Source organism: Marinobacter halodurans, from assembly GCF_004327985.1.
In the GTDB taxonomy this organism is placed as follows: domain Bacteria; phylum Pseudomonadota; class Gammaproteobacteria; order Pseudomonadales; family Oleiphilaceae; genus Marinobacter_A; species Marinobacter_A halodurans.
The window spans coordinates 127,717-150,170 of sequence record NZ_SJDL01000005.1 but is presented as its reverse complement, the minus strand read 5'-3'; the positions used below and the strand labels follow the sequence as shown (position 1 = coordinate 150,170).

Genomic DNA, 22,454 nt, shown 5'->3' with positions numbered 1-22,454 from the left:
GAGACGTGGCATGGACAGCGCCCCTGCCGCTCACTGAACGACAGGGGCGCGGGCGCGATCAGCGCTTCTTCATGGACTGGAAGAATTCGTCGTTGGTCTTGGTGTCGCGCAGCTTGTCCAACAGGAACTCCAGGGCGGCGGTGTCGTCGTCCATGGAGTGCAGCAGCTTGCGCAGGATCCAGACCCGCTGGATATCCGCCTCGGCCATCAGCAGGTCTTCGCGGCGGGTGCCGGAACGACGGATGTTGATCGCCGGGTAGACGCGCTTCTCGGCAATACGGCGGTCCAGATGGACCTCCATGTTACCGGTGCCCTTGAATTCCTCGTAGATGACCTCGTCCATCTTGGAGCCGGTATCCACCAGCGCGGTCGCCAGGATGGTCAGGCTGCCGCCTTCCTCAACGTTACGCGCGGCACCGAAGAAACGTTTGGGCTTCTCCAGGGCGTGGGCATCGACACCACCGGTAAGGACTTTACCGGAGGACGGGATCACGGTGTTGTAGGCACGGGCCAGACGGGTGATGGAGTCCAGCAGGATCACCACGTCCTTCTTGTGCTCGACCAGGCGCTTGGCCTTCTCGATCACCATTTCCGCCACCTGGACGTGACGGGCCGGCGGCTCGTCGAAGGTGGAGGCGATGACCTCGCCGCGGACCGTCCGCTGCATCTCGGTCACCTCTTCCGGCCGCTCGTCGATCAGCAGCACCATCACATGGCATTCCGGATTGTTGCGGGTGATCGACTGGGCAATACCCTGCATCAGCAGCGTTTTACCGGCTTTGGGCGGAGACACGATCAGGCCGCGCTGCCCCTTACCGATCGGCGCCACCAGGTCCAGGACCCGGGACGACAGATCCTCGGTACTGCCGTTACCGGCTTCCAGTTTGAGGCGCTCATCCGGGAACAGCGGCGTGAGGTTTTCAAACAGGATCTTGTTACGGGCATTGTCCGGCTTGTCGAAGTTGATCTCGTTGACCTTGAGCAGGGCGAAGTAACGCTCGCCGTCCTTCGGCGGACGGATCTTGCCGGCAACGGTATCGCCTGTGCGCAGGTTGAAGCGGCGAATCTGGCTGGGCGAGACGTAGATGTCATCCGGCCCCGCCAGGTAAGACGCGTCGGCGGAACGCAGGAAGCCAAAGCCGTCCTGGAGGATCTCCAGCACGCCATCCCCATAGATGTCTTCGCCGCTTTTGGCGTGCTTCTTCAGAATCGAGAAGATGACATCCTGCTTGCGAGAACGGGCCAGATTATCGAGTCCCATTTCCTGGGCAATATCCAGCAGCTCGGGAACGGGTTTCTGCTTGAGTTCGGTAAGGTTCATATTTTGTTTGCGACGAATTGGAATGGAATATCAATCAGGTTTGCGAAGACAGGGGGTATCCCCTGGACGTAACGTGATGCTTTTAGTGTTGGGACAGAAACCGTGAGGCGGGCGCCAATACGGCTTTTTTCAAATGGAAGCGTATAAACGTGCCGGCCATTATAGCAACAAGTCTGGCCATTACCACCCCTTCCAAAATTGCGGTGACAACAGGATACTGGTTGGCACGCCTTAACGATATAGCGCGTTTTTCGGACCGTAGCAAGTTACTCGTCGTTTTTCGGCCTATTCCGGGCCCCAGAAGTGGAAAACCTTGATCCATGGCAAATTCCGATACCCTCACTCCGCTGAACATTGCGATCCTGACCGTTTCCGACAGCCGCGGTCCCGCCGAGGACACCTCCGGCCAGTTCCTGACCGACCAGGCCAACGCCGCCGGCCACCAGGTCCTGGAGCGCCGCCTGCTGCCGGATGACGTTTACCTGATCCGGGCACTGATCGCCCGCTGGATTGCGGACAGCCGCATTCAGGTCATCCTCATCACCGGCGGCACCGGCTTCCACGAGCGCGACAGCACGCCGGAGGCGGTCAAACCGTTGTTCGACAAGGAAATCGACGGTTTTGGCGAAGAATTCCGCCGCCTGTCCGCGGACGACATCGGCTCGTCCACCATCCAGTCCCGCGCGCTGGGCGGCCTGTCCAACCATACGGTCGTGTTCTGCCTGCCCGGCTCCACCGGTGCCTGCACCCTGGGCTGGGAGAAGATCCTGAGGGAACAGCTCGACAGCCGCCATCGCCCCTGCAATTTTTCCGCGCTGGTCAATCGCAAGCCGGAGACACCGATTCATCGCCTCGACGAGCCGCTGGACACAGGACATCACCATGGGACCGACTGACGGCCTGACGTCGCTCGACGACGCCCTGGCGCGCCTTCTGCCACAGGCCGGCCCGGTCGCCGGCACCGAAACAAGGCCATTGCGCCAGGCACTGGGGCGCATTCTCGCGTCGGACCAGACCGTGCCGGCGGATGTGCCCCCCGCCGACAACAGCGCCGTGGACGGCTATGCCGTCCGCGTGGCGGACCTGGCGGGGCAACCACTGCCGGTGAGCCAGCGCATTCCCGCCGGCGTGGCGCCGGAACCGCTGACGCCTGGCACCGCAGCGCGCATCTTCACCGGGGCCAGCGTGCCCGATGGGGCCGACGCGGTCCTGATGCAGGAAAACGTGAGTGTCGATGACGCGGGACTGCAGACAGCGCAACAACCGGAGATCGGGCAGAACATCCGCCCCCGCGGCCAGGACCTGAAAGCCGGCTCGGTCGCCTTGCCGGCCGGCACTCGCCTGCGCCCCCAGGAACTGGGTCTGCTGGCCTCCCTGGGCATCGCGGAGGTTCCCGTATACCGCCCTGTCCGGGTCGCCATCCTGACCACCGGCGACGAACTGGTCCCACCCGGCGAACCGCTGCCTCCCGGCAAGATCTACAACACCAACCGCTTTACCCTGGACGCCCTGCTCCAGCAGATGCACTGCGACGTGGTGGACCTGGGTGACGTCGCCGATACCCGGGAAGCCACCACGGAGGCCCTGAAGCAGGCCAGTCGCGAGGCGGACCTGATCCTCTCCAGCGGCGGCGTTTCCGTGGGCGAGGAAGACCATGTCCGGGCGGCGATGGAAGCGCTGGGCGACGTGGCCCTCTGGCGCCTGGCACTCAAACCCGGAAAGCCGCTGGCCTTTGGCCACGTGGGTGACACGCCGATGCTGGGATTACCGGGCAACCCCGCGGCGGTGCTGGTCACGTTCCTGGTTGTGGCCGCCCCGTTCATCCGACGCCTGCAGGGCGCAGCGGACCGGCACCCCGCATACCCACACCTGCCTGCCGACTTTACGGTGCACCGCCCTTCCCCCCGGCGCGAGTTCGTCCGGGCCCGGCGCGTATTGCGCGAGGGCCGGGCCTGGATCGAGGCCCACCCCAACCAGAGCTCAGGCATGTTAAGCTCAGCCTGTTGGGCCGAAGGTCTGGCGGTCGTCCCGGAAGACACCATGGTCAACCGGGGCGACCCGCTGACCTTCCTGTCATTTACCGATCTATTGGGCTGACCATGAGCGCTGTCGTCACCGTCAAATTTTTCGCCCGTCTGCGCGAGACCCTGCAAACCGATGAACTGGAACTGCCGATTGGGGAGCAGGCGACCGTCGCCGAGGTGATCGACACCCTGGCGCGCCGCGGCGCCCCGTGGGACGTCCTGAAAGGTGAGCAGCCGGTCATGATCGCGGTCAACCAGACCATGGCCCGCCCCGCCCACACGCTCGAACCGGGCGACGAGATCGCCCTGTTTCCTCCAGTGACCGGAGGTTAGGACACCCCATGATTCGCATCCAGACCGAAGACTTCGATATCGGCGAACAGACCCGGGCACTCTCCGCCGCCGGCGATACCGGTGCCATTGCCACTTTCACCGGCCTGGTCCGGACCAGCGGCGATCGCCAGGATGTCCGCGCCCTGTTCCTGGAACACTACCCGGGCATGACCGAATCGGTGATCGAGGATCTGGCCAGGCAGGCCGGCGAGCGCTGGTCCATCCAGGCGGTGCGGGTGATCCACCGGGTCGGTGAACTCGCCCTGGGCGAGCAGATCGTGTTCGTGGGCGTGGCCAGTGCCCATCGCGGGGACGCCTTCGCCGCCTGCGAATTCCTGATGGATGCCCTGAAGACCTCCGCCCCCTTCTGGAAGAAGGAAATCACGGAGGACGGCGAGTCTCACTGGGTGGAGCAGAAAGCCAGCGACCGGGACAAGGCCGAAGGCTGGCGGCAGGATTAGTCAGCTCCGGATGGCCCCCAATCCTCTGGGGCATTCAGGTTACGGAAGACTTCCGGTGCGATCGGCAGGTCCAGATACCGGGGCTGCTGTGCCTCGGCAAACCCCATCACCTTGCGCCCACCCTGCTCCAGATAGCGTTGCAGTGCAGCGTCCAGACCCGCCGGGTAATAGCCGTGAAGCGGATGCAAGCGGTCACTCACCCGCGCCAGCACGATGCGCTGCGGATCCTGCCGGGCTGCCACGGCCAGCTCGCCCATGATGCCGGCGCTGACCGCCGGCGTATCGCAGGGCATGACGAGGACACCGGCCAATCCCAGCCCCTGGGCGCTGCGCAAACCGGCCAACAGGCCGGCCAGCGGTCCGGCATCATCAAACTCCGGAGCATCGCTGACGACCCTGTCAGCCCATGGCCGGTAGTCAGGCAAACGTCGATTGGCGCTGATCAGCAAGGCGCCGCAGTGGGGTCGCAGGGCGTCCACCGCGGTGGCAACCAACGGGCGGCCCTGCCAGTCGGCCAGGCCTTTTTCCACGCCGCCCAGGCGCCGGGCGCGACCGCCAGCCAGGATCAGGCCACATAAGGTTGTTTGGGTATCTGGATCGGGCATCGCCCCATGACTCCGCGCCAATGAATGCGGTCACCGGATCAGCCGTAGGTTGAGCTGACGCAAGGAAGCCCAACAACTCGCAGCCCACCGGCTGGTTCCCCTGCTCACTTCAAATCAAGACAATCAATAAAAACGGACACAGAATCCATGAGTTCCGATCAGGCACCCCATGTTGGGCTTCCGTTGTCAGCCCAACCTACCCTGCCTCATTTCCCCGGCGGCGTCCGCGAAATTCTGATCGAAGCCAATGGATGCCATCGCTTCCGTCGCCTAAGAGGGCCGTCCGTGGCCGCTTATGCGACGAGGACATCCTGTCTTCTGCTCCAGCAATGGCATCCATTGGCTTCAGACTCCGGGTTTCGGCCGGCTTGTCGGGCGTCCTTCGTCCGCTCGACCTACCTTTCATGCCACCCATAAAAAAGCCACCCCCTGACGGTCAGGAGATGGCCTCTTTATCGGTTCGTCTTCCCGATCGCCGACAGATCAGAGATTGCTGTCGAGGAAAGCCGCCAGTTGGGACTTGGACAGGGCACCGACCTTGGTCGCGTCCACGTTGCCGTTCTTGAACAGCATCAGCGTCGGGATGCCGCGGATGTTGAACTTCGGCGGCGTCTGCTCGTTCTCGTCGATGTTGAGCTTGCAGATCTTCAGCTTGCCTTCGTATTCCTCGGCGATCTCTTCCAGAACCGGTGCAATCATCTTGCACGGACCGCACCACTCGGCCCAATAATCGACCAGTACCGGGGTGTCGGCTTTCAGGACGTCTTCCTCGAAGGAGGCGTCGGTAACGTTTACGATATTTCCGCTCATTACTGTTTCCTGCTGTTGGCAGCGCCCGGCAGGCGCACTGCTCCAAACATTTAAGGCCCGTCATCTGACCGGCCCTGTCGAAATCTACCGACTCAACTTTACGCGAAAGCTCCCTCAGACGGAAAGTCCCTGCGACTCCGGCAGACATCGGCGTCCTCAACCACGACTCGGATCCGTTACTGACAGGTTGGCGGGGTTTGTCTTATAGTTACCCGCAGTGTCGGTTCACCATGAAGAGGCACACATTATAAGGAACCTCTGATTAAGTCCATTAACAATTCTGGCCCAGCCTGAGGGCCGGAATCAAGGCGAGCAGCCCGCCCAGGATGCGGGATGGCCGCAGTGGACTGACTCAGACGATCCAGGCCTGGCAAGAGGATTTCAAAACACGTGACGGCCCCCAACCCCGCCACCGAGCCAGAGCTGCTGGCTGCCATCGACATGGGCTCCAACAGCTTTCACATGGTGATCGCCCGTCTGATTCATGGCGAAATCCGCACCGTCGAGAAAATGGGCGAAAAGGTCCAGCTCGGCGCCGGACTCGACGCCAACAACAACCTGACCGAGGACGCCCAACAGCGGGCCCTGGACTGCCTGAGCCGCTTCGCGCAGCGTTTACAGGGGATGCCGCCGTCCGCCGTCCAGATCGTCGGCACCAATGCCCTGCGGGTGGCCCGCAATGCCCATACCTTCATGGAACGGGCCGAACAGGTCCTGGGCTATCCCGTGGACGTCATTGCCGGCCGCGAGGAAGCGCGCCTAATCTACCTGGGCGTTTCCCATACCCTGGCGGACGACACCGGCCGGCGCCTGGTGATCGATATCGGCGGTGGCAGTACGGAATTCATCATTGGTGAGCGCTTCGAGGCCCAGGCCCTGGAGAGCCTCCACATGGGGTGCGTGTCGTTCCGCAACCGCTATTTCCCGGACGGCAAGATCCCGCGCAAGCAGATGGACAAGGCACTGACCCACGCCGCCCAGGAACTGCTGAATATCCGCCATCGCTTCCGGCATCTGGGCTGGCAAAGCGCGGTGGGCTCTTCCGGTTCGATCAAGGCGATTTCGTCGGTCCTGGCCAACCTCAAGCTCACCAACGGCACCATCACCCTGGAGGCCCTGCGCGAGCTGCGCCAACGCCTTGTCGATATGGGCAACGTGGAGCGGCTGTCGGAACTGGGTGTGCGTGCCGATCGGCAAAGTATCTTTCCGGCCGGCCTGACCATACTGCTGGCCGCCTTTGAGTCACTGGAGATCGAATCCATGACCTACACCGATGGCGCCCTGCGCGAAGGCCTGCTCTACGACATCGTCGGCCGCATCCAGCACGAGGATGTGCGCGAACGCACCACCCAGGCCCTGCAAGGCCGTTACGACATCGATACCGCCCACGCGGCGGCGGTGGAGGAAACGGCGATCACAGCCTACCGACAGGTGGCGGAAGCCTGGCAGATCAACACCGAATTCGACGAAGACCTGCTGCGCTGGGCCTGTCGCCTGCACGAGATCGGCCTGACCATCTCCCACAGCCAGTACCACAAGCACGGCGCCTACCTGCTGCGCTATTCGGACCTCTCCGGCTTCTCCCGGCAGGGGCAGCAGAATCTCGCCACGCTGGTGCGCGGCCATCGCCGCAAGTTTTCCAACGCGGTTTTCGAAGGCTGTGACGAGGACGACATTCCGCGGCTGCAGCGCCTGTGCATCCTGCTGCGACTGGCCAACCTGATCCAACACCCGCGCAATCGGGAGCAGCCCGCCGGTTTCAGGGTGGAAGTGACCGGCCCCAACGAACTGACCGTCAGCTTTGCCGACGGCTGGCTGGAGGAAAGACCGCTGACGCGGGCCGACCTGGAAAACGAACAGGAATACCTGGCGCGCCAGAAGTTCACACTGAACGTGCTCTGACGGGGCGGCCACGAGGCCGCCCTCCCGGTCCTGGCTCTAGGAAAGCTCGGCTTCCATGCTCTCCAGCGCCTCGGACACTTCCAGCCATTCCATCTCGACCGTCTCCAGATCCCCCCTGGCCTGGGCCTGCTCACCGAGGGTCGCCTTCAACTCGCCCTTGCGCCCCGCCTCGTAGAGCCCGGCATCGCCCAGCGCGTCTTCCAGTGCGGCCAGTTGCGTCTGCAGCTCGGCCATCCGGGATTCCAACTGCTGCTGGCGCTTGCGGTAGGGACTCATCTTCTGGCGCAGCGCCGCCTCGGCACGTTTACGCGCCTTGCGGTCATCGGCGTTCTCACCGACTTCCGGCCGGCGCGACTCACTGTCGGCGACCTCACGCCGGGGAACCCGGTTGTCATCGGTCCGGCGATCCGCCAGCCAGCGTTCGTAGTCATCCAGGTCGCCCTCGTACTCCCGGACCACGCCCTCGTTGACCATCAGGAACTCATCAACCGTGTTGCGTAGCAGGTGGCGATCGTGGGAGACGATCACGACGGCGCCGTCGAACTGCTGGAGTGCCATGGTCAGGGCCTGGCGCATTTCCAGGTCCAGGTGGTTGGTGGGCTCATCGAGCAGCAGCAGATTGGGCCTGGCCCAGGCAATCAGGGCCAGCGCGACCCGGGCCTTCTCGCCCCCGGAGAAACTGCGGATCCGCTCCAGCGCGTCATCGCCGTGGAACCCGAAACCGCCCAGGAAGTTGCGGATCGACTGTTCCGAGGCCTTGGGCGCGGCCCGCTGCAGGTGCAGGAAGGGGCTGGCGTCCAGGTCCAGCGATTCCAGTTGGTGTTGGGCGAAATAGCCGATCGCCAGGTGTTCACCGGTGGTCCGCTCCCCCGCCAGCAAGGAGTTGCCCCCCAGCAGCGCGTTGATCAACGTTGACTTGCCGGCCCCGTTCGGCCCCAGCAGCCCCAGACGCGACCCCGGCAGCAGTGTCAGGTTGACGTTATTCAGGACCACGGCCTCACCATGGCCGGCCTGCCCGTTACGGATCGACAGCAACGGGCTGCTGATCTTGTCCGCCGTGGGAAAGCGGAACTCGAACGGCGAATCGACATGCGCCGGCGCAATCCGCTCCATGCGCTCCAGCGCCTTAATCCGGCTCTGGGCCTGGCGGGCCTTGGTGGCCTTGGCCTTGAAACGGGTGATGAACTGTTCGATCTCGGTGATGCGGGCCTGCTGGCGCTCATAACCGGCCTGCTGCTGGGCCAGACGCTCGCTGCGCTGTGCCTCGAAGTCGGAATAGTTACCGGTGTAGGTCACCAGGGAACGCTGGTCGAAATGCAGCACGTGGGTGGCCACCCGGTCCATGAAGTCCCGGTCGTGGGAGATAAACAGCAGGGTGCCCGGGTAACGGCGCAGCCAGTTCTCCAGCCAGAAGCAGGCGTCCAGATCCAGGTGGTTGGTGGGTTCGTCCAGCAGCAGCAGGTCCGAAGGCCGCATCAACGCCCGGGCCAGGTTCAGGCGAATGCGCCAGCCACCGGAGAAAGCGGTGACCGGACGCTCCGCATCGGCATCGGCGAAGCCAAGGCCGCGCAGCAGCGCTTCCGCCCGCCGCGGCGCCGACCAGGCTTCGTGCAGGTCCAGGTCGCCATGGATGCGGGCCTGGGCCAGCTCGTCACCGTCAGCCTCGGCAACCGCCAACGCCCGTTCGAGACGACGCAGTTCGATATCGCCATCCAGCACGAAATCCCGCGCACTGCGATCGGTGGCATCCACCTCCTGGGCCATGTGGGCCAGCCGGCAGCCACCGGGCAGGTCGATGTCGCCGGCTTCAGGGGCCAGCTCCCCCAGGATCAGGCTGAACAGGCTCGACTTGCCGGCGCCATTGGCCCCGACGATTGCCACCCGCTGCCCGGGCTGGATCGTCGCCGAGGTCTGTTCTAGCAGCCATTGGCCGCCCCGTTGTAAACTGAGATTCGATAGTGTCAGCATGCGCGCATTCTATCAGAGCTGTTGGTCGGGCGGCTGCAGTGAAACATGCGTATCGCGTCAGACCGCACCCGCAATGGAGCCTCCATGGAACCGCCATCCGATTTATCGCTGGACAATCCCTTATGGCGCGTCGCCCTGGAACTCTGGTCCAATCCGAGTGTGGCCGAAGCCAGTCTGGCGCTACAGGCTCAGGGATGTTCGGTTTCCCGCCTGTTAACGGCGGCATGGCTGGCTATTGAAGGTCAAACGTGGGATGGTGGAGAGTCGGACGCAATTCGGCATTGGCGGACGCATTATACCGAACGTCTCCGGGCGTTGCGTCAGTCGCTAAAAAAAGACTTTCCGGCCAGCATGTTACGCACGACGATCCAGGACGCCGAACTGCAGGCGGAACAAATCGAGTTGGCCTGGATCTATACTCACTGGCGCCAGGGCCGTCATAACATGTCTCCAAACTCGGTCTATAATGAAGACCTGTTAATCCGTAACCTTCGCGCTGCGACCCTGGACGGGAACAATTCAGCTTTACTCGAAACCGACATGAATCGACTGATTGGAGCATTGCGGGAGGTCATTCCCGCCGCGCGCGCGACAACGAGACCGGGGAGTCCTTCCCGATGATGATGCGCCGCTGGGCATTCCGACTGGCGTTTCCGGCGCTCGGCCTGCTGATCGTCCTGATGTTCGTGGGCATCAAGGAACCGACGCCCAAAACCACCAGCAAGACCACCGAACCGGTACCGGCATTCGAAGGGGTGGTTCCCAGCCCCGTGCCCGATACCGGGCCCGACATCGTCTTCAAATGGCAGGGCACCGATGGCAGTTGGCATTATGCCGACAAGCCGCCCTCCAGTGGCAACTGGAACGCCCTGGCCGTGGATCCGGCCGGCACCAGGCTCAATGCCCAGCCGGAAGTCATGGCGGAACCGGACTGGCAGTCTCCCTATTCCGCACCCTACTCCCTGAGCGCCGAGGGTATCCGCCGCTCACAGAATGCCGCGACCCCCTGACGCGGTCATTGCACACGTCAATTTTGGGACACCGTCCCGACTTCCTTACCCATCAGTCATTGGCACAGTGTCGTCAAACGCGTTACCTTTGCCCTTCCAATAAAGGGAACCGCCGGACCAACCGATGAGACCGGCCCACCGGGGTTCTCCGAAAATACACCGGGAGTCACCCGCAACATGGCCTCCTGAACGGGCGCACGTCGCCTGCCAGGCCGGTTCGGTATCTCCGCGAAGCTAAGGAAACTCCATGAAAAAATCCCTGATTTCGCTTGCCCTGGCAGGTACGGTTGCTGCGACGGCCTTCACCGCCATGAATGCCTCGGCCGAATCCGCGCTGGACACCCAGGACCAGAAGGTCAGCTACGGCATGGGTCTGGTACTGGGCGAGCGCATGAAGCACGACCTGCCGGACCTGCAGATGGATCAGTTCCTGGAGGGGATCAAGGACGGCCACGAAGGCGGTGACGCAGCCCGCATGAGCCGCGATGAAATCCAGGCGGCGCTGCAGGAATACCAGAAGAAGATGCAGCAGGAGCAGATGGCCAAGGTTCAGGAAATGGCCAAGAAGAACAAGGCCGAAGGCGAGGCCTTCCTGAAGAAGAACGGCAAGCGCGATGAGGTGACCACCACCGATTCCGGCCTGCAGTACGAGGTTCTCGAAGAAGGCGACGGTCCCAAGCCGAAGGCATCCGACACGGTGAAGGTCCACTACACCGGTGAGCTGATCAACGGCGACGTGTTCGACAGCTCGCGCGAGCGCGGCGAGCCGGTGACCTTCCAACTGAACCAGGTGATTCCGGGCTGGACCGAAGGCCTGCAGCTGATGCAGGAAGGCGGCCACTACAAGTTCTATATCCCGTCTGACCTCGCCTACGGCCCGGGCGGCAACCGCTCCATCGGCCCCAACGAGACCCTGATCTTCGACGTGGAACTGCTCAAGGTGAACCCGAAGGACGGCGAAGACGGCGAGTAAAGCCTCGCCCCGAAACGCAAAGAGCCGGCTTGAAGCCGGCTCTTTTGCTTTGGGCCCGTGCACGACGGGCACCCGGGGTTGCATCGCGTCACGCGGAGGAGGGTGAGGCCACCTTGTCGGCGTGGACGTTGTGCAGGTGTTCGATCAGGAAATCTTCCAACTCGAAACGGGTTTCCAACTGCTCGCCCAGGTTGGACAGGGGCTCCATCAACGCCTCCAACTCATCGGAGGGCATCGCATCGCCGTTCAGGCGGTCGTTGAAGGACAGCGCCTCCTCGGTGATTTCCTCAAGCTTGGGATAGACCTTGGCCACAAGCTCCATGCCGCCATCGTCGAACTCCTTGGCTTCCCGGATCAACTGTTCGTACACTTCGAAATGACCGGCTGACACGTAATCCACCAGCACTTCGCAGAGCGCCACGAACCGGGCCCGGATGGCATCCGTGTCGCTGAAATCCGTGGTTCCGCTCACATCGCAGAACTTGACGATCAGATCCTGTCTTTCACGCAACCAGCGATCGATCAGATCACTGACACCACCCCATCGCTCCCTGGCACTCTGAACGTTCTCCAGCATGACTCCCCCTGGTTCTGTTCCGTCGAGGCCGAATCTCTTGGCGATGGCCCCGTTATCGTTATGTGTGGGTCTGCCAGCGACGAGCAATTCGCCAACAGCCCATAAGGACGTTACCCCAACCCCGCCAAACCGGGCAAGCGTTTCATTGAGTCGCCGATCGACAACGGCTCATTGCGACGCCCTGGGACGAAAGGCACCAAACAGGATCGCCAGACCCAGCAGGGCCAGCGCCACGAAGAAGATCGCCGTCCACCCCGGAATGCTCAGTCCCAGGAAACGCCAGACCACCTCGGCGCAATCGCCGGTGCCGCGCATGGCGATGCTCAGCACTTCCCGCAGGGGCAGCACTTCCAGCAGATAATCCACCGATGGCCCACAGGCCGGGACCTGCTCTTCCGGCAGGCTCTGCAGCCAGAGCTGCCGGGCCGCCAGGGCCACACCGAGCACAGAGAAGAAGGCCAGGAGGAAACCGTAAACACGGCCACCCCAGCCCCTGGGGCCATGCAGGGCCGCCAGCAGCGCGACCGCGCCGACCGCCATCACCGCCATACGTTGCAGCCAGCAGAGCGGGCAAGGCTCGAGCAGCATGACGTATTCCATGTAGAACGCGGTGGCAAGCAACGCTGCGCACACCAGGAAAATCAGGAGAAAAACGAGACGTCGTCCAGACATAGCGTCCTCTTCGTCGGTCGTGATTGAGCGCGCCCGACTGGGCTGACATCCGTCAGCCTGCTATTCTGAGCGCATTATTTGGGGAACCCCGGAACTAAAACCCGTTCATTGACAAGCATTTGTTGCCCGGGTTCCTGTCCGCCTGATGCGATACAACAGGATTACAAGGAGAACTGCAAGCCCATGACCTTCTGCCGTCTCATGTTCGCTACCGCCCTGGCCCTGGTGTGCCTGGCGAGTGTTTCCGTCCAGGCATCCGAAGAGGAGGCGTCAGACGATACAGCAACGGAAGGGCAGGCCGCCCCGGCACCGTCGATCTACGTGGCGATGGACCCACCGTTCATTACCAACATCGGCCAGTCCACCGGTCGGCTCAGCTACGTCAAGGCGGAGGTTACACTGCGGGTCGGTTCCAAGGAAGCACAGACCGCGGTCGAGGAGCATGAGCCGCGGCTGCGCCACGAGATGGTCATGCTGCTGGCCCGGGAAAAGCTGGAGGAACTGTCGACGCCGGAAGGACAGGAAGCCCTGCGTCAGAAGGCGCTGGAGGCCTTCAACAAGGTGCTGGAAGAAGAACAGACCGGCGCGGAGATCATGGACGTGCTGTTCACATCCTTCGTGGTGCAGCGTTAAGGCCCCGTCCGGCTCACTCGCAGACGGGACATTCGCCTCAGGGGTCAGGCAATCCGGTCGCTGGCGCCGGGTTGCTCCTGCCGGAGAGCGTCACTGCCATCTTCCCAACCCGCTTCCCAGGCGGCAATCACCACCTCGCCCCGGTAGGGGCAGCGTTCCCGGGGCATGCCCATGACGGACGCCATATAGCCCTGGCGATACGCCTTGTTCAGCGACTCCACATCCCAGCCAAGCTTGATGTCCCTGGCCATGACGGCCCTCCCCTGCGCCAGATGGCAACCTGTAACAAAAATTAACAGGCGCTCATCCGCGAGACAAGCGCCTGTGCAGGTTTTGTGCGGCAGGTCCGCCGGGCTTTTCCGGGGTGTGATCAATCCTTCAGGTAGGCCTTGAGGTATTCCTCAAAAGACACCCGGTCGCTGGCTTCCAGCTCCTTCTGGGCGGCGATGGAATCGGCTGCCATTTTCTCGTAGGCGGTCCGGGTGGCGTCGTCCAGCCCGTCTTCGCGCAACTGCCCCTGGTGGGCGCGGGACTGGTCCAGTGTCCAGGCCAGGTGGCCCTGGCCAGCGGTTTCCATGGCCGCCAGCACACGGTCGGAGCGGGTGTTGCCCGGTTCGGTGACCGCCGACCGCTGGGCCGCCAGCGCGTTCTGGTAGTTTTTTTCGCCGCCATTGAAGGCGTCCAGGCGCTCGGCCAGCCCCTGCAAACGGTCCAGCAGGCTCAACGCCGCATCACGCACCGGCGTCAGGCTGCCATCGAAACAGATCTGGAGGTCCGCCTTACGGCCCTTGCCGACAACGTCCTTGTAGCTGCCATCGAGGCGACTGCATTCTTCATCCCCGATCACCTCGCTGTCACTGAGCAGGCAGTCCAGCAGGAACAGGTCCAGGAAGTCGATCTGGGTGGCGCCGATGCCCACCGGCTCGAACGGATCCAGGTCGAGACAGCGCACCTCGACGTATTCCACACCCCGACTGCGCAGTGCCTGGATCGGCTTCTCGCCCCGCTGAGTCGTACGCTTGGGCCGCACGGCGCTGTAGTACTCGTTCTCGATCTGGAGCACGTTGGTGTTGATCTGGATGAACTCGCCCTCGGCGTTGCGCTGCCCGATCTTTTCGTAGGGCGGCCAGGGCGTGTGGATCGCCCGGTAGAGGGTATCGGTGTAGGTGCGCAGCTCGTTGAAGCAGATATCCAGCGAGGCCTGGGCGTTGTTGTGGTAGCCCAGGTCGCCCATCCGCAGGGACGTGGCACATTCGCCAATCCAGGTGTCGTCGCTGAAGCGTTTCAGGCGGTGGGATACCCCTTCCACGAAACTGGCATCCAGCGCGGGCGACGCGCCGAACAGCAGCATCAGCAGCCAGCTGCGGCGGCGGAAGTTGCGGATCAGCCAGAAATACTGGTCCGACTTGAAGTCCTGAAGGCTGCGCTCATCCCCCAGCAGCGACTGCCAGCGGGTCCAGAAACGCTCCGGCAGCGAGAAGTTGTAGTGCACGCCGGCGATGCTTTGCATCATCCGGCCGTAGCGTACGTCCAGCCCGCGTCGGTAGACATGGCGCAGCTGGCCGCTGTTGGAGGACCCGTAAACGGCAATGGGAATGCTGGCATCCCCGTCCAGGCGACAGGGCATGCTGCCGGACCAGAGTACCTCGTCCCCCAGGTTGGCCTGGACGAAACGGTGGGTCTCGGCCAGCGATGCCAGCAGGGACCCGGTGCTGTCGCACACCGGCGTGATCAGCTCGAGCAGCGATTCGGAGTAGTCCGTGGTGATCCGGTCATGGGTGAGCGTCGAGCCCAGCGCTTCCGGATGCGGTGTCTGGGCGATAAACCCGTCCTGGTCCACCCGCAGCCCTTCTTTCTCCAGGCCTTTGCGGAAGCCGTGCCAGTCCTGCGCCGAGAACTGCTGGAATAGCCCTTTACGGGATTCGCCCATGGTCTGACTCCTTGGGTCTGACGGAGCCCGCATCAGCAGGCTCCGGATATAAGTTTAGCGGCCTTTCTTGCCGGCGGAGGCCAACGCCTGGGCCAGCGCGCCGGCCATGGCCCCCTGGGGTGCCTTGCCACTGTCTTTCTGGCCGCGACCACGGGAGGACGGGGCACGGTCATGACCGCCGCCCTTGCGCCCGCCGCGTGATGCATTGTTCTCGCCTGGCTTGTCGTCCATACGCATGGACAGGCCAATCCGCTTACGGGGCACGTCCACTTCCATCACCTTGACCTTGACGATATCACCGGCCTTCACCACCTCACGCGGATCCTTGACGAACTGGTGCGACAGGGCCGAGATGTGGACCAGGCCGTCCTGGTGTACACCGATATCGACAAAGGCACCGAAGTTGGTGACGTTGGTGACGCTGCCTTCCAGCACCATGCCCGGCTCGAGGTCCTTCAGGGTTTCCACCCCTTCCTCGAAACTGGCAAACCGGAATTCAGGTCTGGGGTCGCGTCCCGGTTTTTCAAGCTCGGCAATGATGTCCTGGATCGTCGGCAGACCGAACTGTTCGGAGACGTAACGCCTGGGATCGACGCTGCGCAGGAAGGCGCTGTCACCGATGATCTGGTCGACGGACTTGCCACTGTCCCTGGCGATGGCTTCGACCACGCCGTAAGCCTCCGGGTGCACGGAGGAGCGATCCAGCGGGTTGTCGCCCCCGGCAATACGCAGGAAGCCGGCCGCCTGCTCATAGGTCTTGGCGCCCAGGCGGGACACTTCCAGCAGTTGTTTGCGGTTGCGGAACACGCCGTTCTGGTTACGGAAGTCGATGATGTTCTGGGCGGTGATCTGGTTCAGGCCGGCGACCCGGGCCAGCAGCGGTACCGACGCGGTATTCAGGTCGACGCCGACGCCGTTGACACAGTCTTCCACCACCGCGTCCAGGCTGCGCGCCAGCTGCACCTGGGAGACGTCATGCTGGTACTGGCCGACACCGATGGACTTGGGTTCGATCTTCACCAACTCCGCCAGCGGATCCTGCAGGCGCCGCGCAATGGACACCGCACCGCGGATGGTGACGTCCAGGTCCGGCAGTTCCCGGGCGGCGAACTCGGAAGCGGAGTAGATGGAAGCCCCGGATTCGTTGACCACGATGCGCGCCAGGTTCAGCTCCGGGTAGCGTTTGATCAGCTCGGCCGCCAGCTTCTCGGTCTCCCGGGACGCCGTGCCGTTGCCGATCGCGATCAGCTCAATCCGGTGCTCGCGGCACCACTTGGCCAGCTGCTCGATGGACTGGTCCCACTTGTTCTGCGGCGCGTGGGGAAAGATGGCACCGTAGCCGGACACCTGCCCGGTACCGTCGATGATGGCCACCTTTACACCGGTACGCAGCCCCGGATCCAGGCCCAGGGTCGGGCGCGGGCCGGCCGGCGCCAGCAGCAGGAGATCCTTGAGGTTGGCGGCGAACACCTGGATGGCCTCGGCTTCGGCGGCTTCTCGCACCTGGGCCACCAGCTCGGTTTCCAGATGGGTGGACAGTTTGACCCGCCAGGTCCAGCGCACCACTTCCGCCAGCCAGCGGTCGGCCGCGCGGCCCTGGTCGCGAATCTTCCAATGCCCGGCAATCTTCTGCTCGCAGGGCGACACGCGGCTGCGGTCGTCCTCGTCGTCACCCACGACGATACTGTAGTTGAGCACGCCCTCGTTGCGGCCCCGCAGGATCGCCAGCGCCCGGTGGGACGGCACCTTCTTCAGCGGTTCGCTGTGCTCGAAATAGTCGCGGAACTTGGCGCCTTCGTTTTCCTTGCCGGCGACCACGCTGACCTTGAGCGTGCCCTCTTCCCACAGGAAGTCGCGCAGCTGGCCCAGCAGCTCGGCGTCCTCGGCGAAACGCTCCATCAGGATGTACTTGGCACCGTCCAGGGCCGCCTTGGCGTCGTCGATGCCGGCTTCCGCATTCAGGTAATCGGCGGCCAGCGTCTCGGGATCCTGGGTCGGATCGTCGTAGAGCGCATCAGCCAGCGGCTCCAGACCGGCTTCCCGGGCGATCTGCGCCTTGGTCCGGCGCTTGGGCTTATACGGCAGGTACAGGTCTTCCAGACGGTTCTTGGTGTCCGCCGTTTCGATCGCTTCACGCAGGTCGTCGGTCAGCTTGCCCTGCTCCTCGATACTGGCGAGGATCGTGCCGCGGCGGTCTTCCAGCTCACGCAGGTAGCGCAGGCGCTCCTCGAGCGTTCGCAGCTGGGTGTCGTCCAGCGAACCGGTGACCTCTTTCCGGTAACGGGCGATAAAGGGCACCGTGGCACCTTCGTCAAGCAGCGCAACCGTTGCGCTGACCTGTTGCTGCCGGACACCCAGTTCGTCGGCGATCCGCTGGAAAATACTGTTCATGCCACCTCACTTGCGTTGCACGGATACGGATGTAGGTTGAATACACACCGGAGGGAAGCGGCGCATTATAGCGCCATGAAGGCCCCCTCGGCGATCCCCGGAACGTCACGAAATAGCCATGCACCGACGGTGCCGGCGCGACATTGTACGGGTTCCGGATCTTACTGAAGCGAAAGGTACAGGGCCTTACTGGCCCAGACAAGCGAGGCTGTTACGCTCTTCCAGGAAGGCGAGCAGGTCGGCCCAGGGCATGGGGCGGGCATAGTAGTAGCCCTGCACCTCGTCACAGTGTTGCTGGCGCAGGAATTCCAACTGGCCTTCGGTCTCGACACCTTCGGCCACCACACTCATTTGCAGGCTGTGGGCGAGGCTGATGATGGCGCGGATGATGTGCTCGGCGTCGCCGCTCTGGCCGAGGCGCTGGACGAAGGACTTGTCGATCTTCACCAGGGAAATGGGCAGGTGCTGGAGGTTGGACAGGGACGAAAAACCGGTGCCGAAATCGTCCAGGGCAAAACTGATCCCGAGTTGATTCAGCTCGCGCAGGCAGCGCTGGGCGTAGTCCGGGTCGTGCATCATCGCACTCTCGGTCAGCTCCAGCTCCAGCAGGCTGGTATCGATGCTGGCGTTGTAGATGATCCGGAAGATGGTTTCCGTCATCTTGCGGTCGTGGAACTGGCGGAACGAAAGGTTCACCGCGAAGACCAGACCGGGATACCCCAGCCCCGCCGATTCCCGCAGCCGCTCGCAGGCCTGCTCCAGCACCCAGTAACCGATCGGCACGATCAGGCCGCTGCGTTCGGCCGCCGGTATGAACTCATCCGGCCCCACCAGCCCGCGCTCGGGATGGTTCCAGCGCAGCAGGCATTCCACGCCACGCACCTCTTCGGTCACCAGATCGATGCGCGGCTGGTAGTACAGCTCCAGTTGCTTGCCGCGAAGCGCGTTGCGCAGGTCCGCTTCCAGGGTCAGTTGGCGCCCCACCGTCAGGTGCAGCTGCTGGTTGTAGAAACGGTAGCTGGTGCCAGCGTCGCGCTTGGCCTCGAACATGGCCCGGTTGGCCTGGCGCAGCAGCATTTCCGGCGTGTTGCCGGCTTCGGGGTAGGTGGCGATGCCGACGCTTGCACTCAGCACGACGCTCTTGCCTTCCACCACCACCGGTTCGTTGAGGGAGGACACCAGCTTGCGGATCACCTGGGTCACATCCAGCGAGTTTTCGACCCGTTCGATGATGATGGCGAACTCATCACCGCCGATCCGCATCAGCGAGTCCACCCGCCTCAGCTTCTGGCGCAGGCGCTCGGCCAGCTTGAGTATCAGCTGGTCGCCGGCCTGGTAGCCGAGGCTGTCGTTGACGGAACGGAATTCATCCAGATTGACGTGCAGCAGGGCCAGCCGCTGGTTATGGCGTTCGGCCCGCAGGATGGCCTGTTGCAGGCGGTCGAAGAACAGGTCCCGGTTGATGAAGCCACTGGCCACTTCCCGGCCCAGTTCCGTGCGCGTGGTGGCGGCCGCCCGATGGCGGAACAGGGCGCACATCAGGGCGCGGCCCAGGTTCCAGCAATCCAGGTGCCCCTTGCAGAGGTAATCGATGGCGCCGTTGACCCGGGCCGGCGGCAGGCCGATAGCTTCCGGCTCGGCACCGAGGGCAATCACCGGCTTTTCATCGCAGGCCACGGCTAGGTATTGCAGGAAGGCGGTCTGGGACGTGGCGAACATGATGCTGTCCCACAGCACCACATCGAACTGGGCGTGACTGATCAGGTCTTCGCAGTCCGTCAGATCCGGACACCAGGTCAGTTCAACCTTAAGTTCCGGGTTCTGCTTCAGCAGGTGGACATACCACAGGTAGTCCTGCAGCTCCGGCGTCAGCATCAGTAATCGGACAGCCGTGGCATTCCAAGCATCATCCACGTCATTCATTGGTGGCGGCCAACTCCCTTTATTCCGGTGCCATGCAGTCGTCTGGCCGGCACGGCTCCCCACCCGCATCACACCTCAGATGCCGGATCCCTCTCCGTACATGGGGCCCGGCGCTCCAACAACCCATTATACCGACCCTTCCCATGGAGGGCATGGGATAGCATAGTCGACCCGGACCATGACTGCAGCGCCATTTTTTACTCATACGACTTTCGTTACCGAATGGAGTAAACCCCGGACGTCCGCTGATGTAGAATAATGGCCTTTGATTCGGCCATTCGGCCCAGCATCCACAGCGCCTTGCCCGTCCCGCACGAACAAGTGCCCAAGGGTAAACGAATTTTTCAGGCAGGACACCCGTGTCGCAGCTCAATCCCCGTCAACGAGAAGCGGTTCGCTATGTCGACGGCCCCATGCTGGTCCTGGCCGGGGCCGGCAGTGGCAAGACCAGCGTGATCACCCGCAAGATGGCCTACCTGATCGAACAGGTGGGTATCCCCGGGCGCCATATCGCCGCGCTCACCTTCACCAACAAGGCCGCGCGGGAGATGAAGGAACGGGTGACCCGACTGGTGGACCGCAAGCTGACCCGGGGTCTGACGGTGTCCACCTTCCACAACCTGGGTCTGAACATGATCAAGGAGGAGCACGCCCACCTGGGCTATCACCCGGGCTTCTCCATCTTCGACGCCGAGGACGCCAAGGCCCTGCTGCAGGACCTGATGCTGCGTGAGGCCAGCGCCGATGCCGGCGACGAGCTCAACGACATCCAGATGACCATCTCCAACTGGAAGAACGCCATGTGGGTGCCCGGCCACGCCCTGAGCAGGGCCGCCGACGAGCGTGAGCAGCGCATCGCCCTGATCTACCAGCGCTACCAGGAATACCTGAAGGCCTACAACGCGGTGGACTTCGACGACCTGATCCTGTTGCCGGTGCAGCTGTTCAAGACCAACCCCGAGGTGCTGGACAAGTGGCGGCGCAAGATCCGCTACATGCTGGTGGACGAGTACCAGGACACCAACCTATGCCAGTACGAACTGGTCAAGCTGCTGGTGGCCGAGCGCGCCGCCTTCACCGTGGTGGGCGACGACGACCAGTCCATCTACGCCTGGCGCGGCGCCCGGCCGGAAAACCTGGCCACCCTGAAGGACGACTTCCCGAGCCTCAAGATCGTCAAGCTGGAGCAGAACTACCGCTCCACCTCCCGCATCCTGCGCTGCGCCAACACCGTCATCGCCAATAACCCGCACGTGTTTGAAAAGGCGCTGTGGAGTGACCATGCGATCGGCGACGAGATCCGCATCATCCGCTGCCGCAGCGAGGACGCCGAGGCCGAGCGGATCGCCACCGAGATCCTCGACCAGAAGCTGAAAAAAGGCATCGAATTCCGGGATTTCGCCGTGCTGTATCGGGGCAACCACCAGTCCCGGCTGCTGGAGATGAAGCTGCAGGCCTACCAGATTCCCTACCGGATCTCCGGCGGCCAGTCGTTCTTCTCCCGCAACGAGATCAAGGACGCCATGGCGTACCTGCGGCTGATGATCAATCCGGACGACGACGCGGCCTTCCTGCGGGTGGTGAATGTCCCGCGCCGGGAGATCGGGCCGACCACGCTGGAGCAACTGGGCAACTATTCCCGGGGGCGCCAGATCAGCATGTTCAAGGCCCTGCACAATCTGGGGGCCGAAGAGCACGTGTCCGAGCGCGGCCTGGACAAGTTGCGCCGCTTCGCCCACTGGACCGACCGCACCAGCCAGCGCCTGTTCCAGGAGGAGCCGATCCCGGTCATCAAGCAGCTGTTCACCGACATCGAGTACGAGGAATGGCTGCACCAGCACGCCGGCACGCCCAAGCAGGCCGAGCGGCGCATGGAAAACATCTGGTACCTGGTGGATTCCATCCAGCGCATGCTGGACGACGGCAAGGGCACCGCGGACGAGATCGGCATCGAGGACGCCATCAGCCGCCTGATCCTGCGGGACATGATGGAACAGCGCGAGGAAGAGGACGACAGCGACAAGGTCCAGTTGCTGACCCTGCACGCGTCCAAGGGCCTGGAGTTTCCCCACGTCTTTATCATGGGTCTCGAGGAGGAAATCCTGCCCCACCGCTCCAGCATCGAGGAAGACAACATCGAGGAGGAGCGCCGGCTGATGTACGTGGGCATTACCCGGGCCCGCCAGACGCTGGCGCTGACCTACGCCGCCCAGCGCAAGCAGTATGGGGAAAAGATCGAAACCATTCCCAGCCGCTTCCTGGACGAACTGCCGGAAGACGATGTGCTCTGGGAAGGGCTGGGGGACACCGATGCCGCGGCCAACCAGCGCAAGGGCAAGGCCACGTTGAGCGCCCTGCTCGGCGACCTGGGGGCCTGACGCCGCTTCACAAGGCGTCGGTGGCCCGCCAGGAACCGGGGCCTACTTGGCGGCCTCCACCATGTGCTCGACGGCCGCCTTGATTTCCTCGTCCGGGCAGTCGGCGCACCCCCCTTTCGGCGGCATGGCGTTGAAGCCGTTGAGGGCATGGTTCACCAGGGTGTCCATGCCCTTGTCGATGCGCGGCGACCAGTCGCTGGAGTCACCGAACTTGGGCGCGCCCATCACGCCGGCCCCATGGCAGGCGGCGCACACGTTGGTGTAGACCTCCTCCCCGGAACGCGGCCCCGATGATGCCGAATCCGGCGCGGCGGAGGTCGGGATGTCGCCACAGTCCTGCCCCTCGACACAGACCTCACCAACCGGCTGGATACGCGCCTTGATCTCGTCTTCCACCGCTGCATTGGCGGGCCCGCTGCCCAGGCCTGCCAGAAGCACGATCGCCGCCAGAACTCTCATCCTTTTCACAGTGAGTACCCCACCTGATTCTTTTTTATCGTATGGCTCCGGATTATAGCTGCCGGGTCCGGTCAAACAAGCAAA

Annotated in this window: 21 protein-coding genes; 10 read left to right on the top strand and 11 right to left on the bottom strand. The window is 63.3% G+C overall.

Translation table 11 applies throughout. The annotated features are described in order from the left end of the window. Positions 1 to 58: 58 nt before the first annotated feature. Entirely contained in the window at positions 59 to 1,321 is a 1,263-nt protein-coding gene (gene rho, locus EZI54_RS04945; protein ID WP_131479639.1) for a transcription termination factor Rho, read from the bottom strand. 320 nt (positions 1,322 to 1,641) lie between these two features. Between rho and moaB the strand changes: the two genes are divergently transcribed. The 4 genes from moaB to EZI54_RS04925 are packed head-to-tail and all read left to right on the top strand — an operon-like array spanning position 1,642 to position 4,139. Then, complete coding sequence (gene moaB / locus EZI54_RS04940; RefSeq protein WP_131479636.1) at positions 1,642 to 2,217, top strand: molybdenum cofactor biosynthesis protein B; 576 nt, start codon at positions 1,642 to 1,644, stop codon at positions 2,215 to 2,217. Continuing rightward, on the top strand, positions 2,204 to 3,418 hold the full coding sequence (locus EZI54_RS04935; protein ID WP_131479634.1) for a molybdopterin molybdotransferase MoeA: 1,215 nt from the start codon (positions 2,204 to 2,206) through the stop codon (positions 3,416 to 3,418). Before moaB ends, EZI54_RS04935 begins: the two co-directional genes overlap by 14 nt. Before the next feature lie 2 nt (positions 3,419 to 3,420). Next, the gene (moaD, locus tag EZI54_RS04930) at positions 3,421 to 3,678 is read left to right on the top strand and encodes a molybdopterin converting factor subunit 1 (RefSeq protein ID WP_131479631.1); all 258 of its coding nucleotides are present in this window, start codon (positions 3,421 to 3,423) and stop codon (positions 3,676 to 3,678) included. Positions 3,679 to 3,686: 8 nt separating this feature from the next. Next, entirely contained in the window at positions 3,687 to 4,139 is a 453-nt protein-coding gene (locus EZI54_RS04925; protein ID WP_131479629.1) for a molybdenum cofactor biosynthesis protein MoaE, read from the top strand. On the opposite strand, the gene mobA is transcribed toward EZI54_RS04925, so the two are convergent. Continuing rightward, on the bottom strand, positions 4,136 to 4,744 hold the full coding sequence (mobA, locus tag EZI54_RS04920; RefSeq protein WP_131479627.1) for a molybdenum cofactor guanylyltransferase MobA: 609 nt from the start codon (positions 4,742 to 4,744) through the stop codon (positions 4,136 to 4,138). The two genes, EZI54_RS04925 and mobA, sit on opposite strands and share 4 nt — an antisense overlap. Positions 4,745 to 5,227: 483 nt before the next feature. After that, positions 5,228 to 5,554: a thioredoxin TrxA gene (gene trxA / locus EZI54_RS04915; protein ID WP_131479625.1), complete on the bottom strand. Its 327-nt coding sequence runs from the start codon at positions 5,552 to 5,554 to the stop codon at positions 5,228 to 5,230. A 390-nt stretch (positions 5,555 to 5,944) separates the two neighbouring features. On the opposite strand from trxA, the gene ppx reads away from it, so the two are divergent. After that, positions 5,945 to 7,456: an exopolyphosphatase gene (ppx, locus tag EZI54_RS04910; protein WP_278248699.1), complete on the top strand. Its 1,512-nt coding sequence runs from the start codon at positions 5,945 to 5,947 to the stop codon at positions 7,454 to 7,456. Positions 7,457 to 7,492: 36 nt separating this feature from the next. On the opposite strand, the gene EZI54_RS04905 is transcribed toward ppx, so the two are convergent. After that, entirely contained in the window at positions 7,493 to 9,424 is a 1,932-nt protein-coding gene (locus EZI54_RS04905) for an ATP-binding cassette domain-containing protein (RefSeq protein WP_131479623.1), read from the bottom strand. 84 nt (positions 9,425 to 9,508) lie between these two features. Between EZI54_RS04905 and EZI54_RS04900 the strand changes: the two genes are divergently transcribed. The 3 genes from EZI54_RS04900 to bamJ all read left to right on the top strand — a co-directional run bounded on the left by EZI54_RS04900 (position 9,509) and on the right by bamJ (position 11,407). Continuing rightward, a complete protein-coding gene (locus tag EZI54_RS04900) occupies positions 9,509 to 10,045 on the top strand; it encodes a TIGR02444 family protein (protein WP_165495681.1) in 537 nt (178 codons plus the stop codon). Further along, on the top strand, positions 10,042 to 10,434 hold the full coding sequence (locus tag EZI54_RS04895) for a DUF4124 domain-containing protein (protein ID WP_341352845.1): 393 nt from the start codon (positions 10,042 to 10,044) through the stop codon (positions 10,432 to 10,434). Before EZI54_RS04900 ends, EZI54_RS04895 begins: the two co-directional genes overlap by 4 nt. A gap of 247 nt (positions 10,435 to 10,681) precedes the next feature. Beyond that, on the top strand, positions 10,682 to 11,407 hold the full coding sequence (bamJ, locus tag EZI54_RS04890) for a BamJ family beta-barrel-assembly machinery protein (protein ID WP_131479619.1): 726 nt from the start codon (positions 10,682 to 10,684) through the stop codon (positions 11,405 to 11,407). 88 nt (positions 11,408 to 11,495) lie between these two features. Here the strand turns inward: bamJ and rsd are convergent, their stop codons facing one another. After that, positions 11,496 to 11,984, bottom strand: coding sequence for a sigma D regulator (rsd, locus tag EZI54_RS04885; RefSeq protein WP_131479617.1), 489 nt, complete (start codon positions 11,982 to 11,984; stop codon positions 11,496 to 11,498). Between the two features lie 168 nt (positions 11,985 to 12,152). After that, entirely contained in the window at positions 12,153 to 12,656 is a 504-nt protein-coding gene (locus EZI54_RS04880) for a disulfide bond formation protein B (RefSeq protein WP_131479615.1), read from the bottom strand. Between the two features lie 183 nt (positions 12,657 to 12,839). Between EZI54_RS04880 and EZI54_RS04875 the strand changes: the two genes are divergently transcribed. After that, positions 12,840 to 13,289, top strand: a complete 450-nt coding sequence (locus tag EZI54_RS04875) for a flagellar basal body-associated FliL family protein (RefSeq protein WP_131479613.1) — start codon at positions 12,840 to 12,842, stop codon at positions 13,287 to 13,289. Between the two features lie 44 nt (positions 13,290 to 13,333). On the opposite strand, the gene rmf is transcribed toward EZI54_RS04875, so the two are convergent. The 4 genes from rmf to EZI54_RS04855 all read right to left on the bottom strand — a co-directional run bounded on the left by rmf (position 13,334) and on the right by EZI54_RS04855 (position 19,533). Beyond that, a complete protein-coding gene (gene rmf, locus EZI54_RS04870) occupies positions 13,334 to 13,540 on the bottom strand; it encodes a ribosome modulation factor (RefSeq protein WP_131479611.1) in 207 nt (68 codons plus the stop codon). Between the two features lie 119 nt (positions 13,541 to 13,659). Further along, positions 13,660 to 15,219 (bottom strand): glutamate--cysteine ligase, encoded by a 1,560-nt coding sequence (gene gshA / locus EZI54_RS04865; protein ID WP_131479609.1) that lies wholly within the window; start codon positions 15,217 to 15,219, stop codon positions 13,660 to 13,662. A 54-nt stretch (positions 15,220 to 15,273) separates the two neighbouring features. Next, on the bottom strand, positions 15,274 to 17,610 hold the full coding sequence (locus tag EZI54_RS04860) for a Tex family protein (RefSeq protein ID WP_131479607.1): 2,337 nt from the start codon (positions 17,608 to 17,610) through the stop codon (positions 15,274 to 15,276). A 186-nt stretch (positions 17,611 to 17,796) separates the two neighbouring features. Further along, on the bottom strand, positions 17,797 to 19,533 hold the full coding sequence (locus EZI54_RS04855; protein ID WP_131479605.1) for a putative bifunctional diguanylate cyclase/phosphodiesterase: 1,737 nt from the start codon (positions 19,531 to 19,533) through the stop codon (positions 17,797 to 17,799). Positions 19,534 to 19,892: 359 nt separating this feature from the next. Between EZI54_RS04855 and rep the strand changes: the two genes are divergently transcribed. Then, the gene (gene rep / locus EZI54_RS04850) at positions 19,893 to 21,911 is read left to right on the top strand and encodes a DNA helicase Rep (protein WP_131479603.1); all 2,019 of its coding nucleotides are present in this window, start codon (positions 19,893 to 19,895) and stop codon (positions 21,909 to 21,911) included. A gap of 42 nt (positions 21,912 to 21,953) precedes the next feature. Here rep and EZI54_RS04845 read toward each other — a convergent pair whose 3' ends face one another. Further along, positions 21,954 to 22,370, bottom strand: a complete 417-nt coding sequence (locus tag EZI54_RS04845) for a c-type cytochrome (RefSeq protein WP_131479701.1) — start codon at positions 22,368 to 22,370, stop codon at positions 21,954 to 21,956. Positions 22,371 to 22,454 lie beyond the last annotated feature (84 nt).